This window comes from Pseudomonas sp. fls2-241-TYG-175, assembly GCF_030209155.1.
Classification (GTDB): domain Bacteria; phylum Pseudomonadota; class Gammaproteobacteria; order Pseudomonadales; family Pseudomonadaceae; genus Aquipseudomonas; species Aquipseudomonas viridiflava.
The window spans coordinates 1-23,798 of sequence record NZ_JARVSO010000056.1 but is presented as its reverse complement, the minus strand read 5'-3'; the positions used below and the strand labels follow the sequence as shown (position 1 = coordinate 23,798).

Annotated in this window: 21 protein-coding genes; 12 read left to right on the top strand and 9 right to left on the bottom strand. The window is 59.2% G+C overall.

Annotated elements, in window-relative coordinates; genetic code table 11:
* Window positions 1-12: 12 nt before the first annotated feature.
* From QRN20_RS25395 to QRN20_RS25380, 4 genes are all read right to left on the bottom strand, one after another.
* On the bottom strand, window positions 13-1,320 hold the full coding sequence (locus QRN20_RS25395) for a type II toxin-antitoxin system HipA family toxin (protein ID WP_122418744.1): 1,308 nt from the start codon (window positions 1,318-1,320) through the stop codon (window positions 13-15).
* A complete protein-coding gene (locus tag QRN20_RS25390; RefSeq protein ID WP_058430394.1) occupies window positions 1,310-1,633 on the bottom strand; it encodes a helix-turn-helix transcriptional regulator in 324 nt (107 codons plus the stop codon). The genes QRN20_RS25395 and QRN20_RS25390 overlap by 11 nt, the downstream gene beginning before the upstream one ends.
* A gap of 299 nt (window positions 1,634-1,932) precedes the next feature.
* Complete coding sequence (locus tag QRN20_RS25385; RefSeq protein ID WP_058430395.1) at window positions 1,933-3,000, bottom strand: LLM class flavin-dependent oxidoreductase; 1,068 nt, start codon at window positions 2,998-3,000, stop codon at window positions 1,933-1,935.
* 3 nt (window positions 3,001-3,003) lie between these two features.
* A complete protein-coding gene (locus tag QRN20_RS25380) occupies window positions 3,004-3,483 on the bottom strand; it encodes a nuclear transport factor 2 family protein (RefSeq protein WP_058430396.1) in 480 nt (159 codons plus the stop codon).
* Window positions 3,484-3,871: 388 nt separating this feature from the next.
* Here QRN20_RS25380 and QRN20_RS25375 point away from each other — a divergent pair, with 388 nt between their 5' ends.
* Window positions 3,872-4,984, top strand: coding sequence for an alkene reductase (locus QRN20_RS25375; RefSeq protein WP_217670123.1), 1,113 nt, complete (start codon window positions 3,872-3,874; stop codon window positions 4,982-4,984).
* Between the two features lie 42 nt (window positions 4,985-5,026).
* Here QRN20_RS25375 and QRN20_RS25370 read toward each other — a convergent pair whose 3' ends face one another.
* Entirely contained in the window at window positions 5,027-5,962 is a 936-nt protein-coding gene (locus QRN20_RS25370) for a LysR family transcriptional regulator (protein ID WP_088236344.1), read from the bottom strand.
* 26 nt (window positions 5,963-5,988) lie between these two features.
* On the opposite strand from QRN20_RS25370, the gene QRN20_RS25365 reads away from it, so the two are divergent.
* The 5 genes from QRN20_RS25365 (at window position 5,989) to QRN20_RS25345 (ending at window position 9,795) form a co-directional block, all read left to right on the top strand.
* On the top strand, window positions 5,989-6,246 hold the full coding sequence (locus tag QRN20_RS25365) for a hypothetical protein (protein ID WP_143517796.1): 258 nt from the start codon (window positions 5,989-5,991) through the stop codon (window positions 6,244-6,246).
* Window positions 6,247-6,486: 240 nt separating this feature from the next.
* Window positions 6,487-7,005, top strand: coding sequence for a BRO-N domain-containing protein (locus QRN20_RS25360; RefSeq protein ID WP_088234292.1), 519 nt, complete (start codon window positions 6,487-6,489; stop codon window positions 7,003-7,005).
* 185 nt (window positions 7,006-7,190) lie between these two features.
* A complete protein-coding gene (locus QRN20_RS25355; RefSeq protein WP_122409312.1) occupies window positions 7,191-8,684 on the top strand; it encodes a YifB family Mg chelatase-like AAA ATPase in 1,494 nt (497 codons plus the stop codon).
* A 120-nt stretch (window positions 8,685-8,804) separates the two neighbouring features.
* Window positions 8,805-9,068 carry a hypothetical protein gene (locus tag QRN20_RS25350; RefSeq protein ID WP_029241726.1) on the top strand — a complete coding sequence of 88 codons (264 nt, stop codon included), beginning with the start codon at window positions 8,805-8,807 and terminating at the stop codon, window positions 9,066-9,068.
* Window positions 9,055-9,795, top strand: coding sequence for an ATPase (locus QRN20_RS25345; RefSeq protein ID WP_029241727.1), 741 nt, complete (start codon window positions 9,055-9,057; stop codon window positions 9,793-9,795). The genes QRN20_RS25350 and QRN20_RS25345 overlap by 14 nt, the downstream gene beginning before the upstream one ends.
* Before the next feature lie 106 nt (window positions 9,796-9,901).
* Here the strand turns inward: QRN20_RS25345 and QRN20_RS25340 are convergent, their stop codons facing one another.
* Window positions 9,902-11,878, bottom strand: a complete 1,977-nt coding sequence (locus QRN20_RS25340; protein ID WP_122415290.1) for a methyl-accepting chemotaxis protein — start codon at window positions 11,876-11,878, stop codon at window positions 9,902-9,904.
* 181 nt (window positions 11,879-12,059) lie between these two features.
* Complete coding sequence (locus QRN20_RS25335) at window positions 12,060-12,980, bottom strand: LysR substrate-binding domain-containing protein (protein ID WP_029241729.1); 921 nt, start codon at window positions 12,978-12,980, stop codon at window positions 12,060-12,062.
* 156 nt (window positions 12,981-13,136) lie between these two features.
* On the opposite strand from QRN20_RS25335, the gene QRN20_RS25330 reads away from it, so the two are divergent.
* Entirely contained in the window at window positions 13,137-14,519 is a 1,383-nt protein-coding gene (locus tag QRN20_RS25330) for a NorM family multidrug efflux MATE transporter (protein WP_025993265.1), read from the top strand.
* Between the two features lie 4 nt (window positions 14,520-14,523).
* Here QRN20_RS25330 and QRN20_RS25325 read toward each other — a convergent pair whose 3' ends face one another.
* A complete protein-coding gene (locus tag QRN20_RS25325) occupies window positions 14,524-16,197 on the bottom strand; it encodes a putative bifunctional diguanylate cyclase/phosphodiesterase (RefSeq protein WP_043303377.1) in 1,674 nt (557 codons plus the stop codon).
* Window positions 16,198-16,402: 205 nt separating this feature from the next.
* On the opposite strand from QRN20_RS25325, the gene rep reads away from it, so the two are divergent.
* Window positions 16,403-18,412, top strand: a complete 2,010-nt coding sequence (gene rep, locus QRN20_RS25320) for a DNA helicase Rep (protein WP_004887427.1) — start codon at window positions 16,403-16,405, stop codon at window positions 18,410-18,412.
* Window positions 18,413-18,464: 52 nt separating this feature from the next.
* Window positions 18,465-19,034, top strand: a complete 570-nt coding sequence (locus tag QRN20_RS25315; protein WP_004887429.1) for a xanthine phosphoribosyltransferase — start codon at window positions 18,465-18,467, stop codon at window positions 19,032-19,034.
* A 6-nt stretch (window positions 19,035-19,040) separates the two neighbouring features.
* Here the strand turns inward: QRN20_RS25315 and QRN20_RS25310 are convergent, their stop codons facing one another.
* Complete coding sequence (locus QRN20_RS25310) at window positions 19,041-20,360, bottom strand: sigma-54 interaction domain-containing protein (protein ID WP_122435910.1); 1,320 nt, start codon at window positions 20,358-20,360, stop codon at window positions 19,041-19,043.
* Between the two features lie 280 nt (window positions 20,361-20,640).
* Between QRN20_RS25310 and QRN20_RS25305 the strand changes: the two genes are divergently transcribed.
* Genes QRN20_RS25305 through QRN20_RS25295 form a run of 3 tightly spaced genes read left to right on the top strand, consistent with a single transcriptional unit; the run spans window position 20,641 to window position 23,616 of the window.
* Window positions 20,641-21,525, top strand: a complete 885-nt coding sequence (locus QRN20_RS25305) for an MBL fold metallo-hydrolase (RefSeq protein WP_058430447.1) — start codon at window positions 20,641-20,643, stop codon at window positions 21,523-21,525.
* A 26-nt stretch (window positions 21,526-21,551) separates the two neighbouring features.
* A complete protein-coding gene (locus tag QRN20_RS25300) occupies window positions 21,552-22,805 on the top strand; it encodes an NAD(P)/FAD-dependent oxidoreductase (protein WP_029241733.1) in 1,254 nt (417 codons plus the stop codon).
* Entirely contained in the window at window positions 22,798-23,616 is an 819-nt protein-coding gene (locus QRN20_RS25295) for a sulfite exporter TauE/SafE family protein (RefSeq protein ID WP_058430448.1), read from the top strand. The genes QRN20_RS25300 and QRN20_RS25295 overlap by 8 nt, the downstream gene beginning before the upstream one ends.
* Window positions 23,617-23,798: the final 182 nt, after the last annotated feature.

The window sequence follows — 23,798 nt, the reverse complement described above, 5'->3', positions numbered from 1 at the left end:
GGGGAGCAGGGATCAGCTCTGAAGGCTTTTACGTATTTCGCGACCCAGCTCTTCAAGGTAAAGGGCCGAGCCGGAAAGACCATCGAATGCGTAAGGGTGAAGCATCTGGGTCGATCTTAGAACCGTCTTATCAATGGTAGAAATTTGCGCCTCATCGCAGACGCCAGCCCACTCTTTTCCGATCGTGCGAATCTGATGCTCAATAATCGCCAACGCTTCATCTTCCCCAAGCAAGAACTTCGTTCTAGCCTCCAGACAAACAGCCAGACGACTTTGATTATTGGCGCCCAGAATACGCATTGCCTGACTGGCCTCTGTGCCGGTTCGAACTTGAGGACAGATATCGTACGCCGGGGTGAGCCTGTATGACTTCCCATCGAAGAAAGCAGCGTGGTTTCGTCCATGATCATCGGTGTTACTGCACAGAATATTGAATACCAGTCGGGAAAATAGCTCTCTCAAATCATGTTTTGGGTCGAAGAAATCAGCCCGGACGATGTCAGTAAGCAACTCGTAGCTGCAATACCTCGCCAGCATTTCGTCCAGACCGAACAAGGTGAGCGCAGATGCCATGATTTTGCGCGACCAACCGCCATTCAGTGGCTGTCGATCAAACCGTTCGATCAAAAGTACATCCTTGCCCAATGCATGCTCCAGCGCCACGCGAGCTACGTCAATGCCGCATTTCTCAGCCAGGCGCATTGCAATAAATTCGTTTTTAACGACATTGACTCTGTCGTTGGATGCGGAAAATTTCGCTATGTATTTAGCTCCGGCAGCCTCGATCAAAGCCTTTGGTCTCGCTCCGCCAATAGACGTTCCATGATTCAAGGCCTGGTCAAGCTCAGGAGTGAGCGCAATACCCTTTTCGACAAGAGATGCGGCCTCCAGGAGCTCTTCCAGCGTTGCCGCTCGCGACACTCTAGGTACATATTCGGTCGCAGATACCTGGAAGTCGAAAGCACCAATCCTGTCCGACCCGGACTCGAGCAGATAGGTCATTTCGTCCAGATCAGCGTACTGGCCGTCCGCATTCTGCTTTCCAAAAACGCGATTCATGATGACCCGTCGCCCCCATGCATCCGGAGAGCCATCTCGGATGCTGCTCGGCAACGTCATATTATCTATCGGTTCCAGAACACCAGTCCCCAAGGGCAGCTCTTTCAAACTGAGCGCAATGGCATCTTTGCGCTCCAGATAACTACGCCCATAGCGGAACACGAATCGCTTTTCGTCACGAGCCAGGACCCCTGCCACAACAGGATCGAGTTTTTCAGGGAGCCACACCCAAACGAAGCACTGATCAGGATTAGAAATCATTACTTACCACCGGCGCGTTTGTTCTGACCGCTTTAGGCAAGACCGCAATCTTTGACTCCAACGTCTCACCCAGTACAGAAAGAGGAATGTCGACCGAAAACAAACGCACGCCCAGTAACGAAGCCAGCTCAAAAACCACCCCTATTTCGCACTTGGGATCGGCCCGTTCAATGCGATGAATCAGGCCACGCGATACTCCCGCCTTGTCTGCGAGAGCCTGGGCGGTCAGCCCCTTTTTCTTGCGAGCAAGGTGGATAAGTTGAGCCATGACTTTAAGCGCATCGAGCGTGTTGGATGAGTAAGAACGGGCCATGAGGGTCACCATGTACAGACATGATGACAGCCTAGTGAAACACAATGAATTAGTCAAAAAATGATCTCCATGTAGAACACAGAAACCATTTAAGTACTTTATATGGAACATTTTTACATTCATATCATTGTTTTGGTCAGAGCCGGACCGCACCGCTCATTTTTATCGCACCTCGGCTATCCAGCTCACTGAAGCAGAATCGAGTAAAGGCCTGGGGCAAGCCCTCATGAATGACCACTGTAACCACACCTTCCAAACCCGGCGATGGGAGGCATGGAGCGCAACAGGGTGAGTCTTGATCACTGATACACATTCGCAGTCTTCGGTCCGCCCCCGTGCTCGAATTGCTTCAGGGGCGTCGATTTCAACTCGGCGCCAAGGAGATCAATGGCGTTCAACCGTGCTGCTTCACCAGGCATCATCAGGTTAATCATGACTTCATCGGTGCCATAGTCGTTGGCAAGCCTTTGTAGTTGTAGGGCGACCTGAGGAGCGGTCCCCGAGATGAGCCTCCCCCGATTACGCTCGCGTATTGCCAGCTCTTCAGGGCTCCAATGGTGCGCACGAGTCGTTGCCAGCGAAGGTACTCGGTCGAACGGGCTGGCACTTTCGGCATAGGTAAGCCAGAGATGGAAAGCGTCGGCGAACTCCTCGGCCTGTGGCTCTGTGTCGCCCACAGCCACAAACACTGCGGCGATAACCGTTGGCGAGTCCGAAAAATCAGTCGACTGAAAGGCCGCACGGTAGGCTTTAGCTGCTATCGGGCCGTCGCCTCTCGGGTTGATGAAGTGAGCGAATGTGAAGCCCAGGCCCGCTTGTGCTGCAATCTCTGCCGTCGCGCCTGACGCACCCAGGACGAAAGGCTGCGGGCGGCTCTGAGTGTGGGGATGGGCCTGCATGCCCTCATAGCTTGAGCCCGGCGCATGGTTACCCGTCACGAAGCCCAGCAGGTCAGCGACCTTGTGTGAATAGGGCAGCGACTTGCCCTTCTCGTCATTGAGAGCGATGCCGGTACGGCGATCTGCGCCGGGTGCGCGGCCAAACCCCAGGTCGATCCGCTCAGGGAAAAGCGCTTCCAGCAGTTGGTAGTTCTCGGCAATCTTCAAGCTGCTGTAGTTGGGTAACAGCACACCGCCGGAGCCAACGCGAATTGTCCGGGTTGCAGAGGCGATACGGGACATGAGTATTTCCGGAGAGTTACCGGCTGTCGCAGGTGCCGCGTGGTGCTCGGATACCCAGAAGCGTTTGAAGCCCTTCGCTTCAACATGCTGAGCCAGTCGCACTGAGGCGGCCAGAGCGTCAGCTGGCATGAGTCCTTCATCTACAGGCGAGTAATCCAGGATGCTCAGTTCAACAGGCTTGGACATGGATCATTCTCCCTGTGATGTAGTGGTCTGATGACGGGCATGTGCCTCGCGCTGCGGCCACACAACTTCAAGCCGCGTACGGCTGATGCGCCATTGCCCATCAACGCGCTTGTACTCGTCGGCATAGAGGCCCAACAGCAGCAATGGATTGGGATCGGGCTTGGATGCCGTCTCGAAATCGATCAGGTAGCAGCGACCTTCGGCGGTGTCCGGACCCGTCAGCTGGACCCGATGGTTGGCGATCACGTGCATGAAGGGGTAGGTCCCCTGATGGTCACGGTCGTAGAGTCGAAAAGCCTCTTCAAGGCCAGTGCGTATGGCGTCGATTCCTTCCATTTTTCCGACCGTAACCTCCACTACTGCGTCGGCGCAGAAAACCTGGTCGAGTAAGTGAATGTTGTTGCTGTCCAGATGATGTGCATAAAGCGTTCTCAGGTTACGAATCTCTTCGCGGTCGAGCATCCCCTTGACGAGTGCGTCCATGGTGGTGATCTCTCTAATCTGTAGTGGTTAAAGTGCGTACCGGCCGTGCGCAATGGTGTGTCGCTCGGTGAAGCTTTGCAGGCCGCGCTTTCAATCAGTGAGTGAAAATCGACATGGCCACACTTTAATCTCGTTCCAGCGAAAGATAATCCTGCTTTGATTCCAAGGACTCGAGAGTTCAAGGATGAAATCCCGGCGCGATATGCGCACTGGCGCAGAACCCTGTCCTGCTATTGGCGTGGCTGGGGTTCAACCCATTTCATCCCTGCATGACAAGTTGATTAGCTTTTGCGCTCATTAATCGCTTTGAGCTGATGAATTATCCTCGGTATCCACTTCAAGACCCGTCCGAGTGATTTCGCTCTCAAACGACTATGCGAGAACTGTAATGAGCAAACTTTTCCAGCCTTTTGATTTGGCCGGCACGCCGTTGACCAACCGTATCGTCATGGCTCCCATGACCCGCGCTCGCGCGCTGCAGGACATACCTGATGAGCACACCATTCTCTATTACGCACAGCGTGCATCGGCCGGGCTGATAATTACCGAGGGCGTCCCCATATCGCGACAGGGGTGTGGATATCTGTTCAACCCTGGTCTGTATAACGACGAGCAAACCCAAGCGTGGCGCAAAGTGACCAATGCGGTTCACGACGCAGGTGGGCAGATATTCGCGCAACTCTGGCATGTCGGACGCATGTCTCACGTGTCGATTCAGCCCAACCAGGACGCCCCGGTGTCCTCAGTGGCGGTTACCGCAGAGAACGCCAAGGCCTATGCCTGGATTGAGCCTGGTCATCCGGGCCCTGTACAGGCCAGCAAGCCTCGTGCGCTGACGGTGGATGAGATACACGTCATCACTGCCGAGTTCGTCGAAGCGGCTCGCCGTGCCATCGAAGCAGGCTTTGATGGTGTTGAGTTGCATGGTGCCAACGGCTATTTGTTCGAGCAATTTATCAACGGTGCTTTGAACACACGCACGGATGAATACGGTGGCTCGCCCGAAAATCGCCAGCGCTTCATACTCGAAACTCTCGATGCACTCTGCGCTGAGGTCGGCAGCCACAAGGTGAGCGTTCGCCTTTCGCCATTCGGCAGGCTTTTCGACATGCACCCCTACGCCGAAGAAACCGAGACATGGCTGACGTTGGCTGAGGCGCTTTCCAAGCGGGACCTGGCGTACGTACACCTTAGCGACCAGTTGACCCTCGGTGCTCAGGGTATTCCAGAAGGCTTCGCTTCTCAGTTCCGTCAAGCCTATCGCGGGGCTTTAATCGCAGCCGGCGGGTTCACCCGTGAGACTGCCGAACTGGCGCTCGAGAGCGGCGATCTTGACCTCATCGCCTTTGGCCGACCTTTCATTGCCAACCCGGATTTGGTCGAACGTCTGAGAAACAACTGGCCGATCGCAGAGGCCGACCGTGCAACCTGGTATGGCGTCCCGGACTCGATTACTCGCGGGTACACGGACTATCCAACCTACGACGAGGCTAAGGCCTGACACGTTGAAGACGGAGGGGGCTGCGGTGCAAGCCGGAGCTCTTCACCGCGGCTCAGCGTCACGCGGAGCGAACAGCTCGCCTTGCTTTTCCGCCATCGCAATCAGTTCGTCGATAATTACTCGCACCTTGGGCTGAATGTAACGCGTACGCGGCCAGATCACATGGATTGGCATGCGTGCGCTGGCGTATTGATCCAGAACCGTCACCAAGGCGCCCGTTCGCAAATGTTCGTCTACCAGCCATGTGGGCAATTGGCATAGACCGCCGCCTTCCAGTGTGGCCTCAAGCATTATCTCGCCATCACCGAACTCATGGCGCACCTGTATTTCCTGATGTTCCAACCCACCCTTTTCATCCTTGAGCAGCCATGTCGCCCGCAAGCCTTTGCGCCACGCGATAATGCAATCGTGCTTGAGCAAATCAGACTTTTCCCTGACAGGCGACCTGCCGCGCAGATATCCGGGAGCCGCACATATCACCAGCCGCTGCTCCCCTAGTCGTCGGGCAACCAGCTCTGGATCATCCATCAGGTCGCCAATACGTACGGCGAGATCAATACCTTCGGCAACCATGTCGACCTTGCGCTCGCCAAACGTCATGGTCAGGTCCAACTGTTTGAACCGCGCGGTCAACCGAATCAACATAGGTGCGATATGGCGTCGACCAAACGCTGCTGGCAGGTCTATGCGCAAGCGCCCTCTGGGCTCTGCATGCCCGGTCGAGAGCCAGCTTTCGGTTTGTTGCAGGTTTTCCATCATCTGCAGGCATGTCGCCAGATAGACCTCACCTTCATTGGTCAGGCTCAACCGTCGGGTGGTGCGATGCAGCAGCTTGATACCCAGACGCTTTTCCAGACGAGAAACGCTCTTGCCCACGGCAGAACTGGTGACCCCGAGCCTTAGAGACGCGGCGGTGAAGCTTTCGAGCTGGGCAGCTAGGATGAATTCAGGAATACCATCAATTTGCAGCGCTTCCATCACCATACCTACTGCGAGAAGATTTATTGAGCAATGCAACTGCACCAGTAATTGGCAGGGATATCGCCCTGATTACTGAGCGTAATAATCTGTCCGACCCGCTGCTGAATTGCACCGATTTGCATGAAGCTACCGGCTTATCGTTGAAAGCGGGCAACGGCTGCCGCAAACGATGGATGCTGCGCCTGCATGGCGAGCGTTCAGTTGGCTGGACTTTCCCTACAGCTCCGTCGGACCTGTACCCAAACACTGAACATTATGCACTGACATCTTCATTCTCCTGAGATCTATAGCATTTCCACCAGCTGAATACCCAGCTACCAGATTTGGCGATCTGGCTAGGAGGCATACCGTTGACCATAGAAAACAGGCATATTTGCGCGCCTGTACTTCGTTATGGCCGCTGTATGCGGGAGGCCTTCGGGTCTGCCGGTGTCTCCTACCGGTTCGCCAACCTGCATGCAGCTGCCACCTTATTCGTTTGGCGACGGAAAGTGGCAGCTCCGAATTAGGAGAAGCTTTCTTTGAATACCAGCACCGATGCTGCTCATATCCCCACCCTCTTCACCCGCCACAAAGCCCACCTGCACGCCATCCGCCTGCAAGACCAGACCTGGTTCTGCGCTCGCGATCTGGGCATTCTCATGGGGATGTTTCTCGACGAATTCCGGGCACGCAAGCTCGCCCCTGATCAGCGCAAGACCTTATGGCTGGAACGCTACGGCGAAGCGCAGGAGACGTTGATGGTGAGCGAGTCGGGCGCTTATGCACTGCTGGTCTACCATCACGCGCCGCATAACGGCCCGTTGCGCGAGTGGCTGGAGCATCACGTTGTGTCGACCTTGCGCGACATGCAGCAGCCGCCTGAATCGCAGCGTCCTACGCTGGGCTTGCTGCAGTGGCCGGGCGTGTCGTTGAGCTTGTTGAACTGGCAGGACGAGTCATGGATTCGCGTGCGGGATATGCCGGAGATTCTGTTGGAGCAATCACGTCAGGGCGGCGGAAAAACGGCTTCGTGGTGGCGACGGTTACGCGCTCTCTGAGTTGAAAAGCATGAAGTGATCGCGGTGCTGGGCTCGACGAAAACCACGCATGTTGAGCTCAGCGGACAGATTGCACTTGAAGCCTTTCAGCACTTCCCGTTAACACCCTGTATCCATTCCCCACCTGCCCTTAATCCTTGAATGACGCACGATAACGCCCCGTCGCTCATATCAAGGAATGATTCATGTCGCTGGCCATTGTCCATAGTCGTGCCCAGGTCGGGGTTGAAGCCCCGGCGGTTACTGTCGAAGCGCATCTGGCCAACGGCCTGCCGACCCTGACACTGGTCGGGTTACCCGAAGGGGCGGTCAAGGAGAGCAAGGACCGGGTACGCAGTGCCATTCTCAATTCCGGGCTGGATTTTCCGGCGCGGCGTATCACCCTCAATCTTGCGCCTGCTGATCTGCCCAAGGATGGCGGTCGGTTTGATCTGGCCATCGCGCTGGGTCTGCTGGCGGCCAGCGGGCAGGTGCCGTTGACGGCGTTGCAGGATGTCGAGTGTCTGGGGGAGCTGGCGCTGTCAGGTGGCATTCGGCCGATCCAGGGTGTGCTGCCCGCAGCGTTGGCAGCGCGTGCGGCAGAGCGAACGTTGATCGTGCCTGCGGTGAATGCAGAAGAAGCATGTCTGGCGTCGGGTTTGCGGGTCATTGCAGCGAATCATTTGCTCGAACTGGTGGCGCATTTCAACGGACGCACACCGATTGCGCCGTATCAGTCCAGCGGGTTGCTGCATCAATCCAAGCCTTACCCGGACCTCAGCGAAGTGCAGGGGCAGACGGCTGCCAAACGTGCGTTGGTGGTGGCTGCGGCCGGCGCGCATAACCTGCTGTTCAGCGGTCCGCCCGGCACAGGAAAGACGCTGCTGGCCAGCCGACTGCCCGGTTTGTTGCCGCCGCTGGATGAGTACGAAGCACTGGAAGTGGCGGCGATTCAATCGGTCGCCAGCCAAGTGCCGCTGACCAGTTGGCCGCAACGTCCTTTTCGACAACCGCATCACTCCGCATCGGGGCCGGCGCTGGTGGGCGGTGGCAGTCGTCCACAGCCGGGCGAGATCACATTGGCTCACCACGGAGTTTTGTTTCTGGATGAGTTGCCGGAGTTCGACCGGCGCGTGCTGGAGGTTTTGCGCGAGCCTCTGGAGTCCGGCCATATCGTGATTTCCCGGGCGCGGGATCGGGTGCGGTTTCCAGCGCGCTTTCAGTTGGTCGCGGCAATGAATCCATGCCCATGTGGCTATCTGGGTGAGCCGACAGGCCGCTGCCGCTGCTCTACAGAACAGGTGCAGCGCTACCGCAACAAACTGTCCGGCCCGCTGCTGGATCGCATTGATTTGCACCTGACGGTTGCGCGCGAAACCACCTCGCTCAATCCCGGCCCGCAGACTGGAGATACTACTGCCAGTGCAGCCGCCATCGTTGCACAGGCCCGTGATCGACAGAATCAGCGTCAGGGCTGCGCCAATGCATTCCTCGACCTTCCGGCCCTGCGCAAGCATTGCGCGCTGTCGAGTGTCGATGAGACATGGCTGGAAACCGCCTGCGAGCGTTTGACGCTGTCACTGCGCTCGGCGCATCGGCTGCTGAAAGTGGCTCGGACCCTGGCGGATCTGGAGCAGGTGGAGGCGATCAATCGCGGTCATCTGGCGGAGGCGTTGCAATATCGGCCTGCGAGCGGGTGATAGGGCATGAATCATACGCTCTCCGGATGAAAGCAATCGCAACACCTGCTGGGAGGACAGGTTTACGGCTAGACTACGCGCAAGAAGCCTGTTGCTTCGCAACGAAAGCTGGGGATCATCATGACTAAAGTCAAAACAAGCGAGCTCTCGGAAAAAGCTATCCAGAACCTTGAAGCCCATATCCCTGAAATGGCTGCTGGGGCGACCTATGCTGCCTATATTCGTGCACTGGCCGCCGGGCACAGCGTCCTAAGGGTCCAGGGCTCGAACGTGGTTGAGACGAAAGCGGACGGTGCGAGTCGAGTCGTTGCCAAGGCCAAGCCTCGGCGCAAGGTGACAGTCGGCCAGATAATCACGGTCAAGCGATTGGCTGCCGATGCCTAGATTGCGCATATTTGCTGGTCCGAATGGCTCAGGGAAAAGCACAATCAAGGATCAGATAGCTCCCAACCTCATTGCCACGTACGTCAATGCAGATGACATCGAGAAAAGCGTCAAGGCAACCGGGTTTCTCGACTTGACGACGTTTAACCTCTGCACCACGGCAGCCAAACTGCATGAATTCCTTGATACACATCCGCTGATCGAAAAAGCCGGGTTGCAGGAGCAGGTTAAAACTATCTCACTTGAAGGCCAGCGAATAGATTTCCGTGCGGTCAACATGAATTCCTATTACTCCTCTGTGATTTCGGATTTCATTCGCCACAAACTGCTGGATCGCATGGAAAGCTTTACGTTTGAAACCGTCATGTCATCCCCGGACAAGGTCAGCTTCATGAAGCTTGCACAGCAGAGAGGTTATCGAACCTATTTGTATTTCGTGGCCACAGAGTCGGTAGAAATAAATATCAACCGAGTAGCGAACCGGGTCGATGATGGCGGGCATCCGGTACCGGAAGATAAGATCCGTCAGCGCTACAAGCGTTCTCTGGAGCTTCTTCCCTCTGCGGTTTCAACGTCCAACCGGGCTTACATTTTCGATAATTCAGGCGAAAAATCTGTCTGCCTTGCTGAGATAACGGAAGGCACTGATTTGCAATACCGCGTCGAGGACATGCCCGACTGGTTCATGGAGCAGTATGTGGACAAGGTCATCGGCGCAAACGGCTGAAATCGCTCGTTCCCACAGATTTTCGAGCACTGTTTTTCAAACTTGAAAAGAACATGCCAGTGCAAAGCACTGGCATGTTTACATCAGAGTTGACGCAAGCTACCCCTCACCGAAACCGATCAACCTCTTTACGCAACTCACCCGCCAGCGAGTTCAGCTCTTCAGCCGTAATGGCCAGATTGGAGACCACTTCGCGTTGTTCACTGTTGGCCATGGCGATGCTTTGCAGGTTGCTGCTGAGCATGGTGGCGGTGCTGCTTTGCTCTTGAGTGGCTGTGGTGATCGCGGCGAACTGATGACCGGCGGAGCGGCTCTGTTCGTCGATCTGCGCCAGCGCCGAGGCGACTTTGGCGTTGAGCGACAGGCCTTCCTGCATCAGCACGTTGCCTTGTTGCATGGTGCTGATGGCGTTGCCGGTTTCCTGCTGGATGCTGGCGATCATGCCGGAGATTTCGTCGGTGGCCTTGCGGGTGCGCGAGGCCAGGCTGCGGACTTCGTCGGCAACCACGGCGAAACCGCGACCCTGTTCACCGGCGCGTGCAGCCTCAATGGCAGCGTTGAGGGCCAGCAGGTTGGTCTGGTCGGCAATCGAGGTGATCACGCCGACAATGCTGCCGATTTCCTGCGAACGCTGGCCCAGCGTGTCGATCACGGTCGCGGTGCTGCTCAGCGAAGTGGCGATCTGTTGCAGCGATGAGGACGCTTCATCCATCGAGGTACGACCGATACGGGTCTGTTGCGCGTTTTCCTGCGCCAGTCGCTCGGTGTTGCCCATGTTGTCGGCAATGTTCATCGACGTTGCGCTGAACTCTTCAACCGCGCCCGCCATGCTGGTGATCTCGCCGGACTGCTGCTCCATGCCTTCGTAAGCACCACCGGACATACCGGAGAGTGCGTGGGCACGGGTGCTGACTTCCTGCGCGGCGGTGCGGATGTGCGACACCATCGAGGAAAGCGCTTCGCTCATCTTGTTGAAGCTGCCCGACAACTGACCGATTTCGTCGTTGCTGGTGATGTTCAGGCGCACGCTCAAATTACCGGCGCCCAGCTCATCGGCCTGACGGACCAGTTCGGAAAGCGGACGCAGTTTGCTGCGCAGCAGCCAGATGGCGCTGACGACGGCAATGAGCATGGCCAGCAAGCTGCCGATGGCCAGTTGCGTGCCGACGTCCCAGGTCACGGCGCTGATTTCGCTGCGGGGCATGCTGGCAATGACGGTCCAGGGGCCGCCTGCGAATGGCTGGCCAACGCTGTAGAAGTCTTGAGTGCCGTCATTCCAGAACTGGGCCTTGCCCGGTTTGCTGGCCAGATCGGCTACCGCTTTGGCAGCGCTTTCAGGCGACTGAATGCCGGCAGGCGGGACGAGCCAGGTGCCTTTGTCGTCCAGCAGGGCCAGCGAACCGGTGCTGCCGATGCGGAAATTTTTCAGGTCGTCGAACTGGGTTTTCTGGGCATCGGTGTAATCGAAGCCTACGAACAGCGCGGCGATGATCTTGCCGCTGCTGTCACGAACCGGGCTGTACTGGGTCATGTAGTAGCGGTCAAACAGCACGGCTTTACCCACATAGCCCTGGCCGGACATCAGACGCTCGTAGGCAGGTGCCTTGCGATCCAGCAGCGTGCCGATGGCGCGCGTGCCGTCCTGCTTGCTCAGCGAGGTGCTGATACGAATGAAGTCATCGCCGCTGCGCACGAAGATTGTTGCCACACCGGCCGTCAGCCGACGGAACTCGTCCACTTCGGTGAAGTCATTATTCAGCGCCGTGTCGCGCAGGAACAGGCCGGGCGTTTGAGTGCCTGCCACGGTGACCGGTTTGTCGGCCTGCAGGGTCAGACCCACCGCAAAGCGTTTTTCGAACAAACCGCTCAGGCGTTGGGTGCTGTCACGCAGGGTGCTGTGGAAGGTGTTGAGCTGATCGGCGAGCAGTCTGGCCTCACTGGACATGTGCTCTTCACGGATGACCAGATTGGATGCATCCAGAGATCTCAACGCAAAAAGCGTACTACCACTGATGACGACTGCCAGGATCACTGCCAGGGCGATACCGAGTTGCGTAGCAATCCGGGTGCGGGGCTTGGACATAAAGGCTCCAGACCGAATGATTATCGCCGAATCCTTGGCTCATCGTTCAGCAAACGTTAGTTAGGTGTTGTACCGTTTTGAACAAACGGTTCTTAGGCAATGCTTCGGCCAACAAGATCGATACTTGAGTATCTTGCGAGGGCATTAGTAAAGATGGCATTTTCGCACTATGCGAGGCGCATTAGTGCAAAATTTCAACTAAGGGCAATTCCATCGCCTGAACTTCGGCCTGCAGAAAGTCGCTCAACCGCCGCAACCGCTCTACGCCGGGCCTCGTACGAGGCCAGACCAGATAGTAATTTTCGCCACTCGCCACCGCCGTGCGCCACGGCAGACTCAATCGGGCCTGCGCGACGTCTTCCGCGACCATCAACAGATCGCCCATCGACACCCCGTAGCCGCGTGCTGCTGCAATCATCCCCAACTCAAGCGTGTCGAATACCTGACCGCCCTTGAGCGACACCTTGTCTGCCAATCCCATTCGGTTAAGCCAGGTGCGCCAGTCACGCCGATCCGGCGTCGGGTGCAGTAACTCTGCATTGGCCAGCCGCTCGACGTTCCACGGCGGGTCCTGCAACAGGGTCGGCGCGCCGACCGGGATCAGCCATTCCGGAAACAGCAGCGTGGCTTCCCAGTCGGCCGGGAAGTGCCCGTGACTGAGCAGGATCGCGCAGTCGAACGGCTCCTGCGCAAAGTCCACGGCATCGATGTCCATCCAGGCGCTGGTCAACTGCACCTCATTGCCAGCCTGCAGATGACGAAAGCGACTGAGCCGCGCCAGCAGCCAACGCATGGTCAGGGTCGACGGCGCCTTCATGCGCAGAATGCCCTCTTCCGTCTGCAGGGTACTGCATGCCCGTTCCAGCGCCAGAAAGCCGTCCCGCACGCCCGGCAACAGCGCCCGCGCCGACTCGGTCAGCTGCAGGTTGCGCCCGTTGCGCTGAAACAATCGGCAGGCAAAGTGCTCTTCCAGCGTGCGGATGTGCCGGCTTACGGCACTCTGGGTAATGGACAATTCTTCCGCAGCACGGGTGAACGAGGTGTGCCGGGCCGCAGCTTCGAATGCACGCAGCGCATAAAGAGGAGGGAGACGACGAGACATGCAGGCTTTCCTTATCGACCAGGCAGCCACTGTACTGTAAATACGCTCACATGAGTTTTAGTCATGCTGAGCATCGGTTTTATCGCTTTGTGCTTTTGACCCTGAATGCCGACAATAAGCGGCTCATCAGTCCTTCCGCCGTAGAGCATCGTTACCATGCAACAGCCCGCCCTCAAAGAACTCTGGATCATCCTGCGTCTGGCCGGGCCGCTGATCGCCTCGCAGATGGCGCACATGCTGATGGTGTTCACCGACACGGTGATGATGGGCAAGATCGGCCCTGAAGCCTTGGCTGGCGGTGGTCTCGGCGCGGCCACTTATAACTTCATCTCGTTTTTCTGCGTGGGCGTGATGGCGGCTGTCGGCACGCTGGTTTCCATTCGCCACGGCGCAGGCGATACCGAAGGCGCGGCCCGATTGACGCAGGCCGGGCTCTGGCTGGCCTGGGGCATGGCGTTGGTAGCGGCGCTGATTCTGTGGAATCTGGAACCCATCCTGCTGCAATTCGGCCAGGCTGAAGCCAACGTGCACATGGCCGCTCAATTCTTGATCACCCTGCCGCTGGCCCTGCCCGGACTGCTCAGCTTCATGGCCCTGCGCGGCTTCACCAGCGCGCTCGGCCGCGCCCGGCCGGTGATGACCATCAGCCTGATCGGGGCCGTCGCCAATTACCTGCTCAACTACGTGCTGATCCATCAATGGTTCGGCCTGCCCAATCTGGGCCTGATGGGCATCGGACTGGTCACGGCCATCGTGACCAACTGCATGGCGCTTGCGCTGGCATTGCACATCGGTCGGCACCCGGCCTACGCGGCGTATCCGATTCGCAAAGGGCTGTCGAAGCTCTCACGCAGCCATCTGGCCGAGTTGTGGCGCCTGGGCCTGCCGATTGGCGGCACCTACGCCGTTGAAGTCGGGCTGTTTACCTTTGCTGCGTTCTGCATGGGCGCGATGGGCAGCACCCAGATGGCGGCTCACCAGATCGCGCTGCAGACGGTGTCCATGGCTTTCATGGTGCCGGTCGGCATTTCCTACGCCGTGACCATGCGCATCGGTCAGCACTATGGCGCTGGCAACATGCTCATGGCCCGCACCGCCGGGCGTCTGGGGATTGGTTTCGGCGGCACGGTGATGCTCTTGTTCGGCCTGCTGTTCTGGCTGGCACCGCATCAGATCATCGGGCTGTTTCTGGACATCAACGACCCGGCGTTCGCCGACATTGTGGTCATGGCCGTGCAGTTGCTGGCCATTGCGGCCTGGTTCGAATTCTTCGACGGCACACAGACCATTGCGATGGGTGCGATTCGCGGACTCAAGGATGCGCGCACGACCTTCCTGGTCGGCCTGCTCTCCTATTGGCTGATCGCGGCGCCTGCCGCATGGCTCTTGGGCTTTTCCGCCAACGGCGGGGCTCCGGGCGTGTGGTGGGGTCTGGCGCTGGGTCTGCTTTGCTCGGCCGTGGCGCTCACCGGGGTGTTCGAATGGAAGACCGCAAGGTTGCTGCGCAAACACCCGGTCGGCGAGACAGTGATGGGCTGACGCGTCAGGAAGACGCGGGACTGCGGGACGCTTCACAGCGACTCGCGTCCGATCTCAGCCATTCGACCAGTTGTGGCATCGGCAGCGGCCTGCTGATCAGGTAACCCTGCAACTGATCGCAGGCAAAACCGCGCAACAGCGCCAGTTGCCCCGGCGTTTCGACTCCTTCGGCGACTACCTCCAGACTCAGGTTGTGCGCCAGATTGATCATGGCGTGCACCAGCTTGCGGTTTTCCTCGCGGGTTTCCATTTCACCGACAAAGCTTTTGTCGATCTTGAGCAGCGTGATCGGCAGGCTGTTGAGGTGCATGAAGGACGAGTAACCCGTACCGAAGTCATCCAGCGAGAAACGCACACCCAGGCGTCCGAGGGCGTCCATGGTCTGCCGAACCTGATCGCTGCGGCGCATGACGGCGGTTTCGGTCAGTTCGAACTCCAGCCAGTGCGCGTCGATGTCGTGCTGAGCGATAAGACGGTTCAGGGTCGCCAGCAGCTGACTGTCCTGAAACTGCCGGAACGAGAGGTTGATCGCCATGTGCAAAGGCGCGAACCCCTGCTCGCGGAGTACTTGCATGTCGCTCAGGGCGCGGAAGATAACCCAGTAACCCAGCGGCACGATCAGACCGCTTTGCTCGGCCAGCGGCACGAATTCGTCGGGTGACAACAGCCCACGCTCGGGATGACGCCAGCGCACCAGCGCTTCCAGCCCGACCACCCGACCGGTGCTCAGACACAGCCGAGGCTGGTAATGCAGTTCCAGTTCGTCGCGGCGCAGCCCACGGCGCAACTCGCCTTCCAGGTCCGCCAGGCTGCGGGCGTTGCGATTGATGCTCTCGTCGAACAGATGAAACGTGCAGCCATTGAGACTCTTGGCCTGACGCATGGCGATGTGCGCGTGCCACATCAGCGAATCGGCGCCCGCCTCGGCCTGTGAATGAGCAATGCCCAGACTGCAGCCCAGCAACAGGCTTTCACCGCCGATCCAGTAGGGCTCGGCCAGAGCGTCGGTAATGCGCTCGGCCACTTGGGTCGCCCGCTCGGCGTCTTGATTGGTATCGATCAGCAGAGCGAATTCGTCGCCCCCTAACCGGGCGATCTGGTCACCGGCCTGGAGCTGGTTCTTCACCCGTCCCACGACCTGCAGAATCAGTCGGTCACCGGCCTGATAACCCAAGGCGTCATTGGCGCGGCGAAAGTCGTCCAGGTCCAGATGCCCGAGCGCCAGATGGTTGCCACCGGCAAGACGTGCGGCCAGCATGGCCTGAAACCCCTGCCGGTTGGCGATCCCGGTCAGCGTGTCCTGCCCGGCCAGACGCTGGAGGTTTTCTTCAAGACGGCTGCGCTCACGAACATGCCGCAGGCAGCGACGAAGGGTGTCATCCGTCAGCGCATCGCGCACCAGCCAGTCATTGACGCCGGTCGGCCCCACCAGCGGCTCTTCGTCGAGCAGCACCACCATCGGCAAAGTGCAACTGCCGGTAGGCGGCTGCAGGCCAGGGGTGGTGAACAGCACCGTGTTGCGCTCGTTGCCGTAACGGGTACAGAACGTCTGCCAGTCCGCAGCGTGCAACAGCGTGACCGCATGGCCCGGATCGGTCAGACAACCGCTCAACAGCGTCTGCCAGGATGGCTCTTGTGTCAGCAAAAGCAACCGCAGGGGTTCGACAGGCGTAGGCAATCTAACTTCCTAAGTTCAAAGGAAAAAACGATGGTCGCGCCCTCTCGGGAACGCGACGAATACACTTCTCTTCGCGCCGCGGCGCAAATGTAACAAAAAAGCAGAAATTAGATAGCCGTTACCACCTTTCTGCGATGACCGCCGCATGAAACCTGCGGGCCTGCTAAAATGCCCGACCTTTTCGCAAGCGACCTTTCAGACCGTCATGTCCCGACTCAATCCCCGGCAACAGGAAGCGGTGAACTACGTCGGCGGCCCTCTTTTGGTGCTCGCCGGTGCAGGCTCCGGCAAAACCAGCGTGATCACGCGCAAGATTGCGCACCTGATCCAGAACTGCGGCATCAAGGCCCAGTACATCGTCGCCATGACCTTTACCAACAAGGCTGCGCGCGAGATGAAGGAGCGGGTCGGCACGCTGCTCAGGGCGGGTGAAGGACGCGGCCTGACGGTGTCGACGTTCCACAACCTGGGCCTCAACGTTATCCGCAAGGAGCACACGCGACTGGGTTACAAGCCGGGCTTCTCGATCTTTGACGAGACCGACGTCAAGGCATTGATGACCGACATCATGCAGAAAGAGTATTCGGGCGACGACGGCGTCGACGAAATCAAGAACATGATCGGCGCGTGGAAAAACGACCTGATCCTGCCTGCCGAAGCGCTGGAAAACTCGCGCAACCCCAAGGAACAGACCGCCGCCATCGTCTACACCCACTATCAACGCACGCTCAAGGCGTACAACGCGGTGGACTTCGACGACCTGATCCTGCTGCCGGTGAAGCTGTTCCAGGAACATGCCGACATTCTGGAAAAGTGGCAGAACAAGGTCCGCTACCTGCTGGTGGACGAATATCAGGACACCAACGCCAGCCAATACCTGCTGGTCAAATTGCTGATCGGCACCCGCCACCAGTTCACCGTGGTAGGCGACGACGACCAGTCGATCTATGCCTGGCGCGGCGCACGGCCGGAAAACCTGATGCTGCTCAAGGACGACTACCCGTCGTTGAAAGTGGTGATGCTGGAGCAGAACTACCGCTCCACAAGCCGCATCCTGCGCTGCGCCAACGTGCTGATTTCCAACAACCCGCACGAATTCGAGAAACAGCTCTGGTCCGAGATGGGCCACGGCGACGAGATCCGCGTCATCCGCTGCCGCAACGAAGACGCCGAAGCCGAGCGCGTCGCCGTGGAAATTCTCACCCTGCACCTGCGCACCGACCGGCCTTACAGCGACTTTGCGATCCTGTACCGCGGTAACTATCAGGCCAAGCTGATCGAGCTGAAACTTCAGCACCATCAGATTCCGTATCGGCTTTCAGGCGGCAACAGTTTCTTCGGCCGTCAGGAAGTGAAAGACCTGATGGCCTATTTCCGCCTGCTCGTGAACCCGGACGACGACAACGCCTTTCTGCGGGTCATCAACGTACCGCGTCGGGAGATCGGCTCGACCACGCTGGAGAAACTCGGCAACTACGCCACCGAGCGCAAAATTTCGATGTACGCCGCCACCGACGAAATCGGTCTGGGCGAGCATCTGGACAGCCGTTTCACCGACCGCCTGCAACGCTTCAAGCGCTGGATGGATGGGGTGCGTCAGCAATGCGCGCAAAACGACCCCATCGCCGCGCTGCGCAGCATGGTCATGGATATCGATTACGAGAACTGGCTGCGCCAGAACAGCTCCAGCGAGAAAGCCGCCGACTACCGCATGAGTAACGTATGGTTCCTGATCGAAGCGTTGAAGAACACGCTGGAGAAGGACGAAGAAGGCGGCATGACCATCGAGGAAGCCATCGGCAAGCTGGTCCTGCGCGACATGCTAGAACGTCAGCAGGAAGAGGAAGACGGCGCCGAAGGTGTGCAGATGATGACCCTGCATGCGTCCAAGGGTCTGGAGTTTCCCTACGTGTTCATCATGGGCATGGAAGAGGAAATCCTTCCTCACCGTTCCAGCATCGAAGCCGACACCATCGAAGAAGAGCGTCGTCTGGCCTACGTGGGCATCACCCGTGCGCGCCAGACCCTGGCCTTTACCTTCGCCGCCAAGCGCAAGCAGTACGGCGAAATCATCGACTGCGCGCCCAGCCGTTTTCTGGACGAGCTGCCGCCCGACGATCTGGCCTGGGAAGGCAACGACGACACCCCGACTGAGGTCAAGGCGGTACGCGGCAACACGGCCCTGGCGGATATCCGCGCCATGTTGAAACGCTGACCGGCACAAGAATCGATCATTTATTGCGCAATGGCGCACCCAAGGAACCGAAGTGGAAGCACTGCACAAGAAGATTCGCGAAGAAGGCATCGTACTGTCCGACCAGGTCCTGAAGGTCGACGCGTTCCTCAATCATCAGATCGACCCGGCCCTGATGAAAGCCATTGGCGACGAGTTCGCCCGGCTGTTCGCCGACTCGGGCGTCACCAAGATCGTCACCATCGAAGCGTCGGGCATCGCGCCAGCAGTCATGGCGGGCCTCAACATGGGCGTGCCGGTGATCTTCGCGCGCAAGCATCAGTCGCTGACCCTGACCGAAAACCTGCTGTCGGCCACGGTGTACTCGTTCACCAAACAGGTCGAAAGCACTGTTGCGATCTCGCCGCGCCACCTGAGCAGCGACGACCATGTGTTGATCATCGATGACTTCCTGGCCAACGGCAAAGCCTCGCAGGCGCTGATTTCGATCATCAAGCAGGCGGGCGCCACCGTTGCCGGACTGGGTATCGTGATCGAGAAATCGTTCCAGGGCGGCCGCGCCGAGCTGGACGCGCAGGGCTATCGCGTCGAGTCACTGGCACGGGTCGAATCGCTGGCTGACGGCGTCGTCACCTTCAAATAACAGCGTTCAGTTCAGCACACCGAGCGCGCGCAACCGTCGATACAGGGTGCGCTCGCTCAACCCCAGCTCTTTCGCCAGCTCGCTGCGTGAGCCCTGAAATACGCTGAGCGCGTGGGCGAGCTTCTCCAGTTCGTCGCCCTGACGGCGATGCAGCACACGTCCCGCCTCGTTATGCCCGCGTACGTCGTCAGGCAGATCCTGCACGCGAATCACACCGTCGTCGGTGAACAACCGGGCACGGTCGAGAATATTGCGCAGCTCACGGATATTGCCGGGGTAGCTGTACAACCGCAGCAGCTTCATGGCTTCGGTATCGATACGCGGTATCGGCCCCTGCGAGCTGCGCTGTAACAGGCTGTCGATCAACAGCGCCAGGTCATCAGTGCGCTCGCGCAACGCGGGCAGGCGGATTGGGAAGGCACTGATGCGATAGAACAGGTCCTGCCGGAAACTTCCCTCGGCCACCATGTCCTTGAGTGGCTTGTGAGTTGCGGTGACCAGCCGGAAGTCAGAATGCACCGTTCTCAGACTGCCCACCGGCCGGAAGCTGCCCGACTCGATCAGCCGCAACAGTTTGACCTGCATGGCCAACGGCACCTCACCGATCTCATCGAGAAACAGCGTGCCACCATGGGCCGCTTCGGCCAGGCCGGTCTTGCGTTGCAGCGCTCCAGTGAATGCGCCCTTTTCGTAGCCGAACAGCTCGCTCTCCAGCAGCGTTTCGGTCAGCCCGGTGCAGTCCACGACCACCAGTGGTCCGGCGGAACGCGAGCTGCTGGCGTGCAGAGCGCGAGCGAACAGCTCCTTGCCAGTGCCAGATTCCCCCTGCAGCAACACCGGAATCTGCGCGGGCGCGGCGCGCTGCAGCGCCGCCAGCACCTCCTTGAACGCGGCCGACCGACCGACCAGCCCGTGCCGCTGAGGCTGCACCGACGCCACGGCCACCGAACTCAGGCGCTCGACGTAGGCAATCACTTCGCCCTGATCGCCCAGGATCGGACGCAGTTCGACATCCACATGCTCCGGACCACGCGGGGTGTGGTGAATATGCAGAAGGCGCTCCGGCAGCTTCGTTTCGTGCGCCTTGCGCATGGGGCAGTGCTCGCCGGCCTGATCGCAGGGCACCGCGTATTGATGCGACACCCGATAACACTTCTCGCCCACATGCGGCACGCCCTCGACCCCGAACTGACGCTGGTAGGCAGTGTTCGCGGCGATGATGTTGTAGTCGGTGTCGAGCACGATAGTGGGACGCGCATCGTGTTCAAGGTAGGACACCAGTGACTGCATGCGGCTGCCAGACGAGTCGGTGGCGATGAGAGACATAAAAGTTCCTGTTCCGGTCGCAGGGTAAGCGTGGTGAAGCTTATCCCATCGGGCTGCCAGATACTGCCAATGACTGCCACTTTACTGCCAGAAAGTGGCAGTAACGTCGAAAACCAGACACGTGCAGCGCTCTGCATCAACCTGACGAAAGCACTTCAAACAAGGGATCCATGCCTGCTCTCGCTCCGGTTGGCATGCTACTTGTAATACTTGGTGAAACTGCCAACCGCCTTGCCTGCCACTGCGGGTATGAGCGATTTACAGTCAGGGAGATTCAAAGATGATCATCGGTGAAACGCTATACGTCGAAGCGCTGTTCGACAGCCACACCTGGACCGTCAGTTATCTGGTGATGGACCTGCCAAGCAAACAGTGCGCAATCATCGACAGCGTGCTCGATTACGATCCCAAATCCGGACGTACCCACACCGAGTCGGCCGACCGGATGATCGGCCGCGTGCGGGCCTTGCAGGCCTCGGTGCAGTGGATTCTGGAAACCCACGTGCACGCCGATCACCTGTCCGCTGCGGCCTATCTGAAAGAACACCTGACCGGGCAGATCGCAATCGGCCGGCACATCACCCAGGTTCAGGAAACCTTCGGCGCGCTGTTCAACGCCCCGGCCGACTTTGCCCGTGATGGCAGCCAGTTCGATGTGCTGCTGGACGATGGTGCGACATTCTCCATTGGCTCTTTGCGAGCCCGCGCGCTGCACACCCCGGGGCATACGCCTGCGTGCATGAGCTACCTGGTCGAGATCGGCGGTCAGACCGTGGCGTTCGTCGGCGATACGCTGTTCATGCCCGACTACGGCACGGCGCGCTGCGACTTCCCCGGCGCCAGCGCACGCACACTGTACCGATCAATCCGCAGGCTTCTGGACCTGCCGCCGCAGACCCTACTGTTCATGTGCCACGACTACCTGCCCAACGGCCGGGCGCTCAAATACATGACCACCGTGGCCGAACAGCGCGCCAGCAATATTCATGTGCGGGACGGCATCGACGAAGACGCGTTCGTCAGCATGCGCGAAGCCCGCGATGCGACGCTGGAAATGCCGGTGCTCATGCTGCCCTCGGTGCAGGTCAACATGCGCTGCGGGCACCTGCCCGAGCCTGAAGACAACGGCGTGCGCTACCTGAAAATCCCGCTCAACTCCCTCTGAATCCAGCCAGCTTCCGGACTTTCGTAATGACTGCCTCAAACACTTCCTGCCAGATTCTGATCGTCGGGGCCGGCGCTGCCGGCATCTCGACCGCCGCAAGCCTGCTCGCCCGCGACAAGAACCTGAACATCACGCTCATCGATCCGGCCGACACGCACTATTACCAGCCTGGCTGGACCATGGTCGGCGCAGGCATCTTCTCGCCCGAAGCCACCGCCCGCAGCATGGCGTCGCTAATTCCCGAGGGCGTGCAATGGATCAAAGCCGCCGTGGCGAGTTTCGAACCGCAGCTCAACAGCCTGACGCTGCAGGACGGCCGCACGCTCGGTTATCAGCAACTGGTGGTCTGCCCTGGGATCAAGCTGGACTGGGCCGCCATCGACGGGCTGGTCGAGACGCTGGGCAGCAACGGCGTGACCTCCAACTACCGATACGATCTGGCGCCCTACACCTGGAAGCTGGTTCAAAACCTGAAGCAAGGCCGTGCGCTGTTCACGCAACCACCGATGCCGATCAAGTGCGCGGGTGCGCCGCAAAAAGCCATGTACCTGTCCTGCGATCACTGGCGCAAGGCGGGTCGACAGGACCAGATCAAGACGCAATTCTTCAACGCCGGAGCCGTGCTGTTCGGCGTGGCGGATTATGTTCCGGCCCTCATGGAGTATGTCGATCGCTATACCATCGACCTGCAGTTCAGCCACAAACTGGTGGCGGTCGATGGGCCAGGCAAACGCGCCACTTTTGTCCGCACTGGTCCTGATGGCGTCAGTGAAACCGTCGAGCAGGGCTTCGAGATGCTGCACGTGGTGCCGCCTCAGACCGCACCGGACTTCATTCGTAACAGCCCGCTTGCTGACGCCGCAGGTTGGGTGGACGTGGATCCGGCCACGCTCCGTCACAAGCAGTTTGCCAATGTGCATGCCCTGGGTGATGCCACCAATACCAGCAACGCCAAGACTGCGGCCGCCGCCCGTAAGCAGGCGCCCGTGGTTGCGCACAACGTGCTGGTGGCGATGGGGCGTCTGTCTGATCCGGTTGCCTACGATGGCTATGGCTCGTGCCCGCTGACGGTCGAGAAAGGCAGGATCGTACTCGCCGAATTTCTGTATGGCGGCAAAGTCGCGCCGAGCTTTCCAAAATGGCTGCTCAATGGACGCCAGCCAACGCGTCTGGCCTGGTGGCTGAAAGAACGCGTGCTGCCGCCGCTCTACTGGCACGGCATGCTCAAGGGCCGCGAATGGCTGGCCAAACCGAAAAAGGCCGCTGCCAGACATGGATGAACATCAACTGTTGGGAGCGGGTCTGGGCGCGATCATTGGCGCGGTGCTGGCACTGACTGGCGCGGGCGGCGGCATCCTTGCGGTGCCGTTACTAGTGTTCGGGCTTGGGCTGTCGATTGTCGAGGCGGCACCCGTCGGTTTGCTGGCCGTGGGTATGGCTGCTGGCGTGGGCGCGGTGCTGGGTTTGCGGCAAGGCATTGTGCGTTATCGCGCTGCGGCTTATATCGCCGGGATCGGCATCGTGATGGCGCCGATAGGGCTATGGCTGGCCCACCGTCTACCCAATGAACCGCTGGCGCTGATTTTCTCGGCTGTGTTGCTGTATGCCTGCGCGCGGATGCTACTCAGGGCGCAGCGCGAAATGCGCGACGGCAAACCCGCGCCGCGTGCCGACATGCTGCCCTGTGTACTCAATCCGCTGCAGGGTCGCCTGCGCTGGACCATGCCGTGCCTGCGCGCGCTGACGATGACCGGCATCAGCTCGGGACTGCTGTCCGGCCTGCTCGGCGTCGGCGGCGGTTTCGTGATCGTGCCTGCGCTGACGCGCTACACCGATCTGGACATGAAAAGCGTCATGGCGACATCGTTGGCGGTGATTGCCCTGGTGTCGACCGGTAGCGTTATCAGCGCTTCCTTGAGCGGCGTCATGCACTGGACCATAGGCCTGCCGTTTGCACTGGGTGCAATGGTCGGCCTGCTGGCGGGCAGGCAGATTTCACGTTATCTGGCAGGGCCTAGGTTGCAGCAGTTGTTTGCCGGATGCGGGATTGTTGCGGCAGGCATGCTGGCCATCTCAGCGCTATCGACCTGATGATCCTGCCCATGCTCCGCGTTCATCGTTCTACACAAGTCCGCAAGACGCGCAAAACGGGGGCAAAAACGAAAGTGACTGACTGAATGCATACCCCGTGGTCGCAGCAAGACTCGGGGATAACGCTGAGCACAAGCATGGGCATGATCGGCTTGCTTGAGATCACGCTGATCGTTCCTACG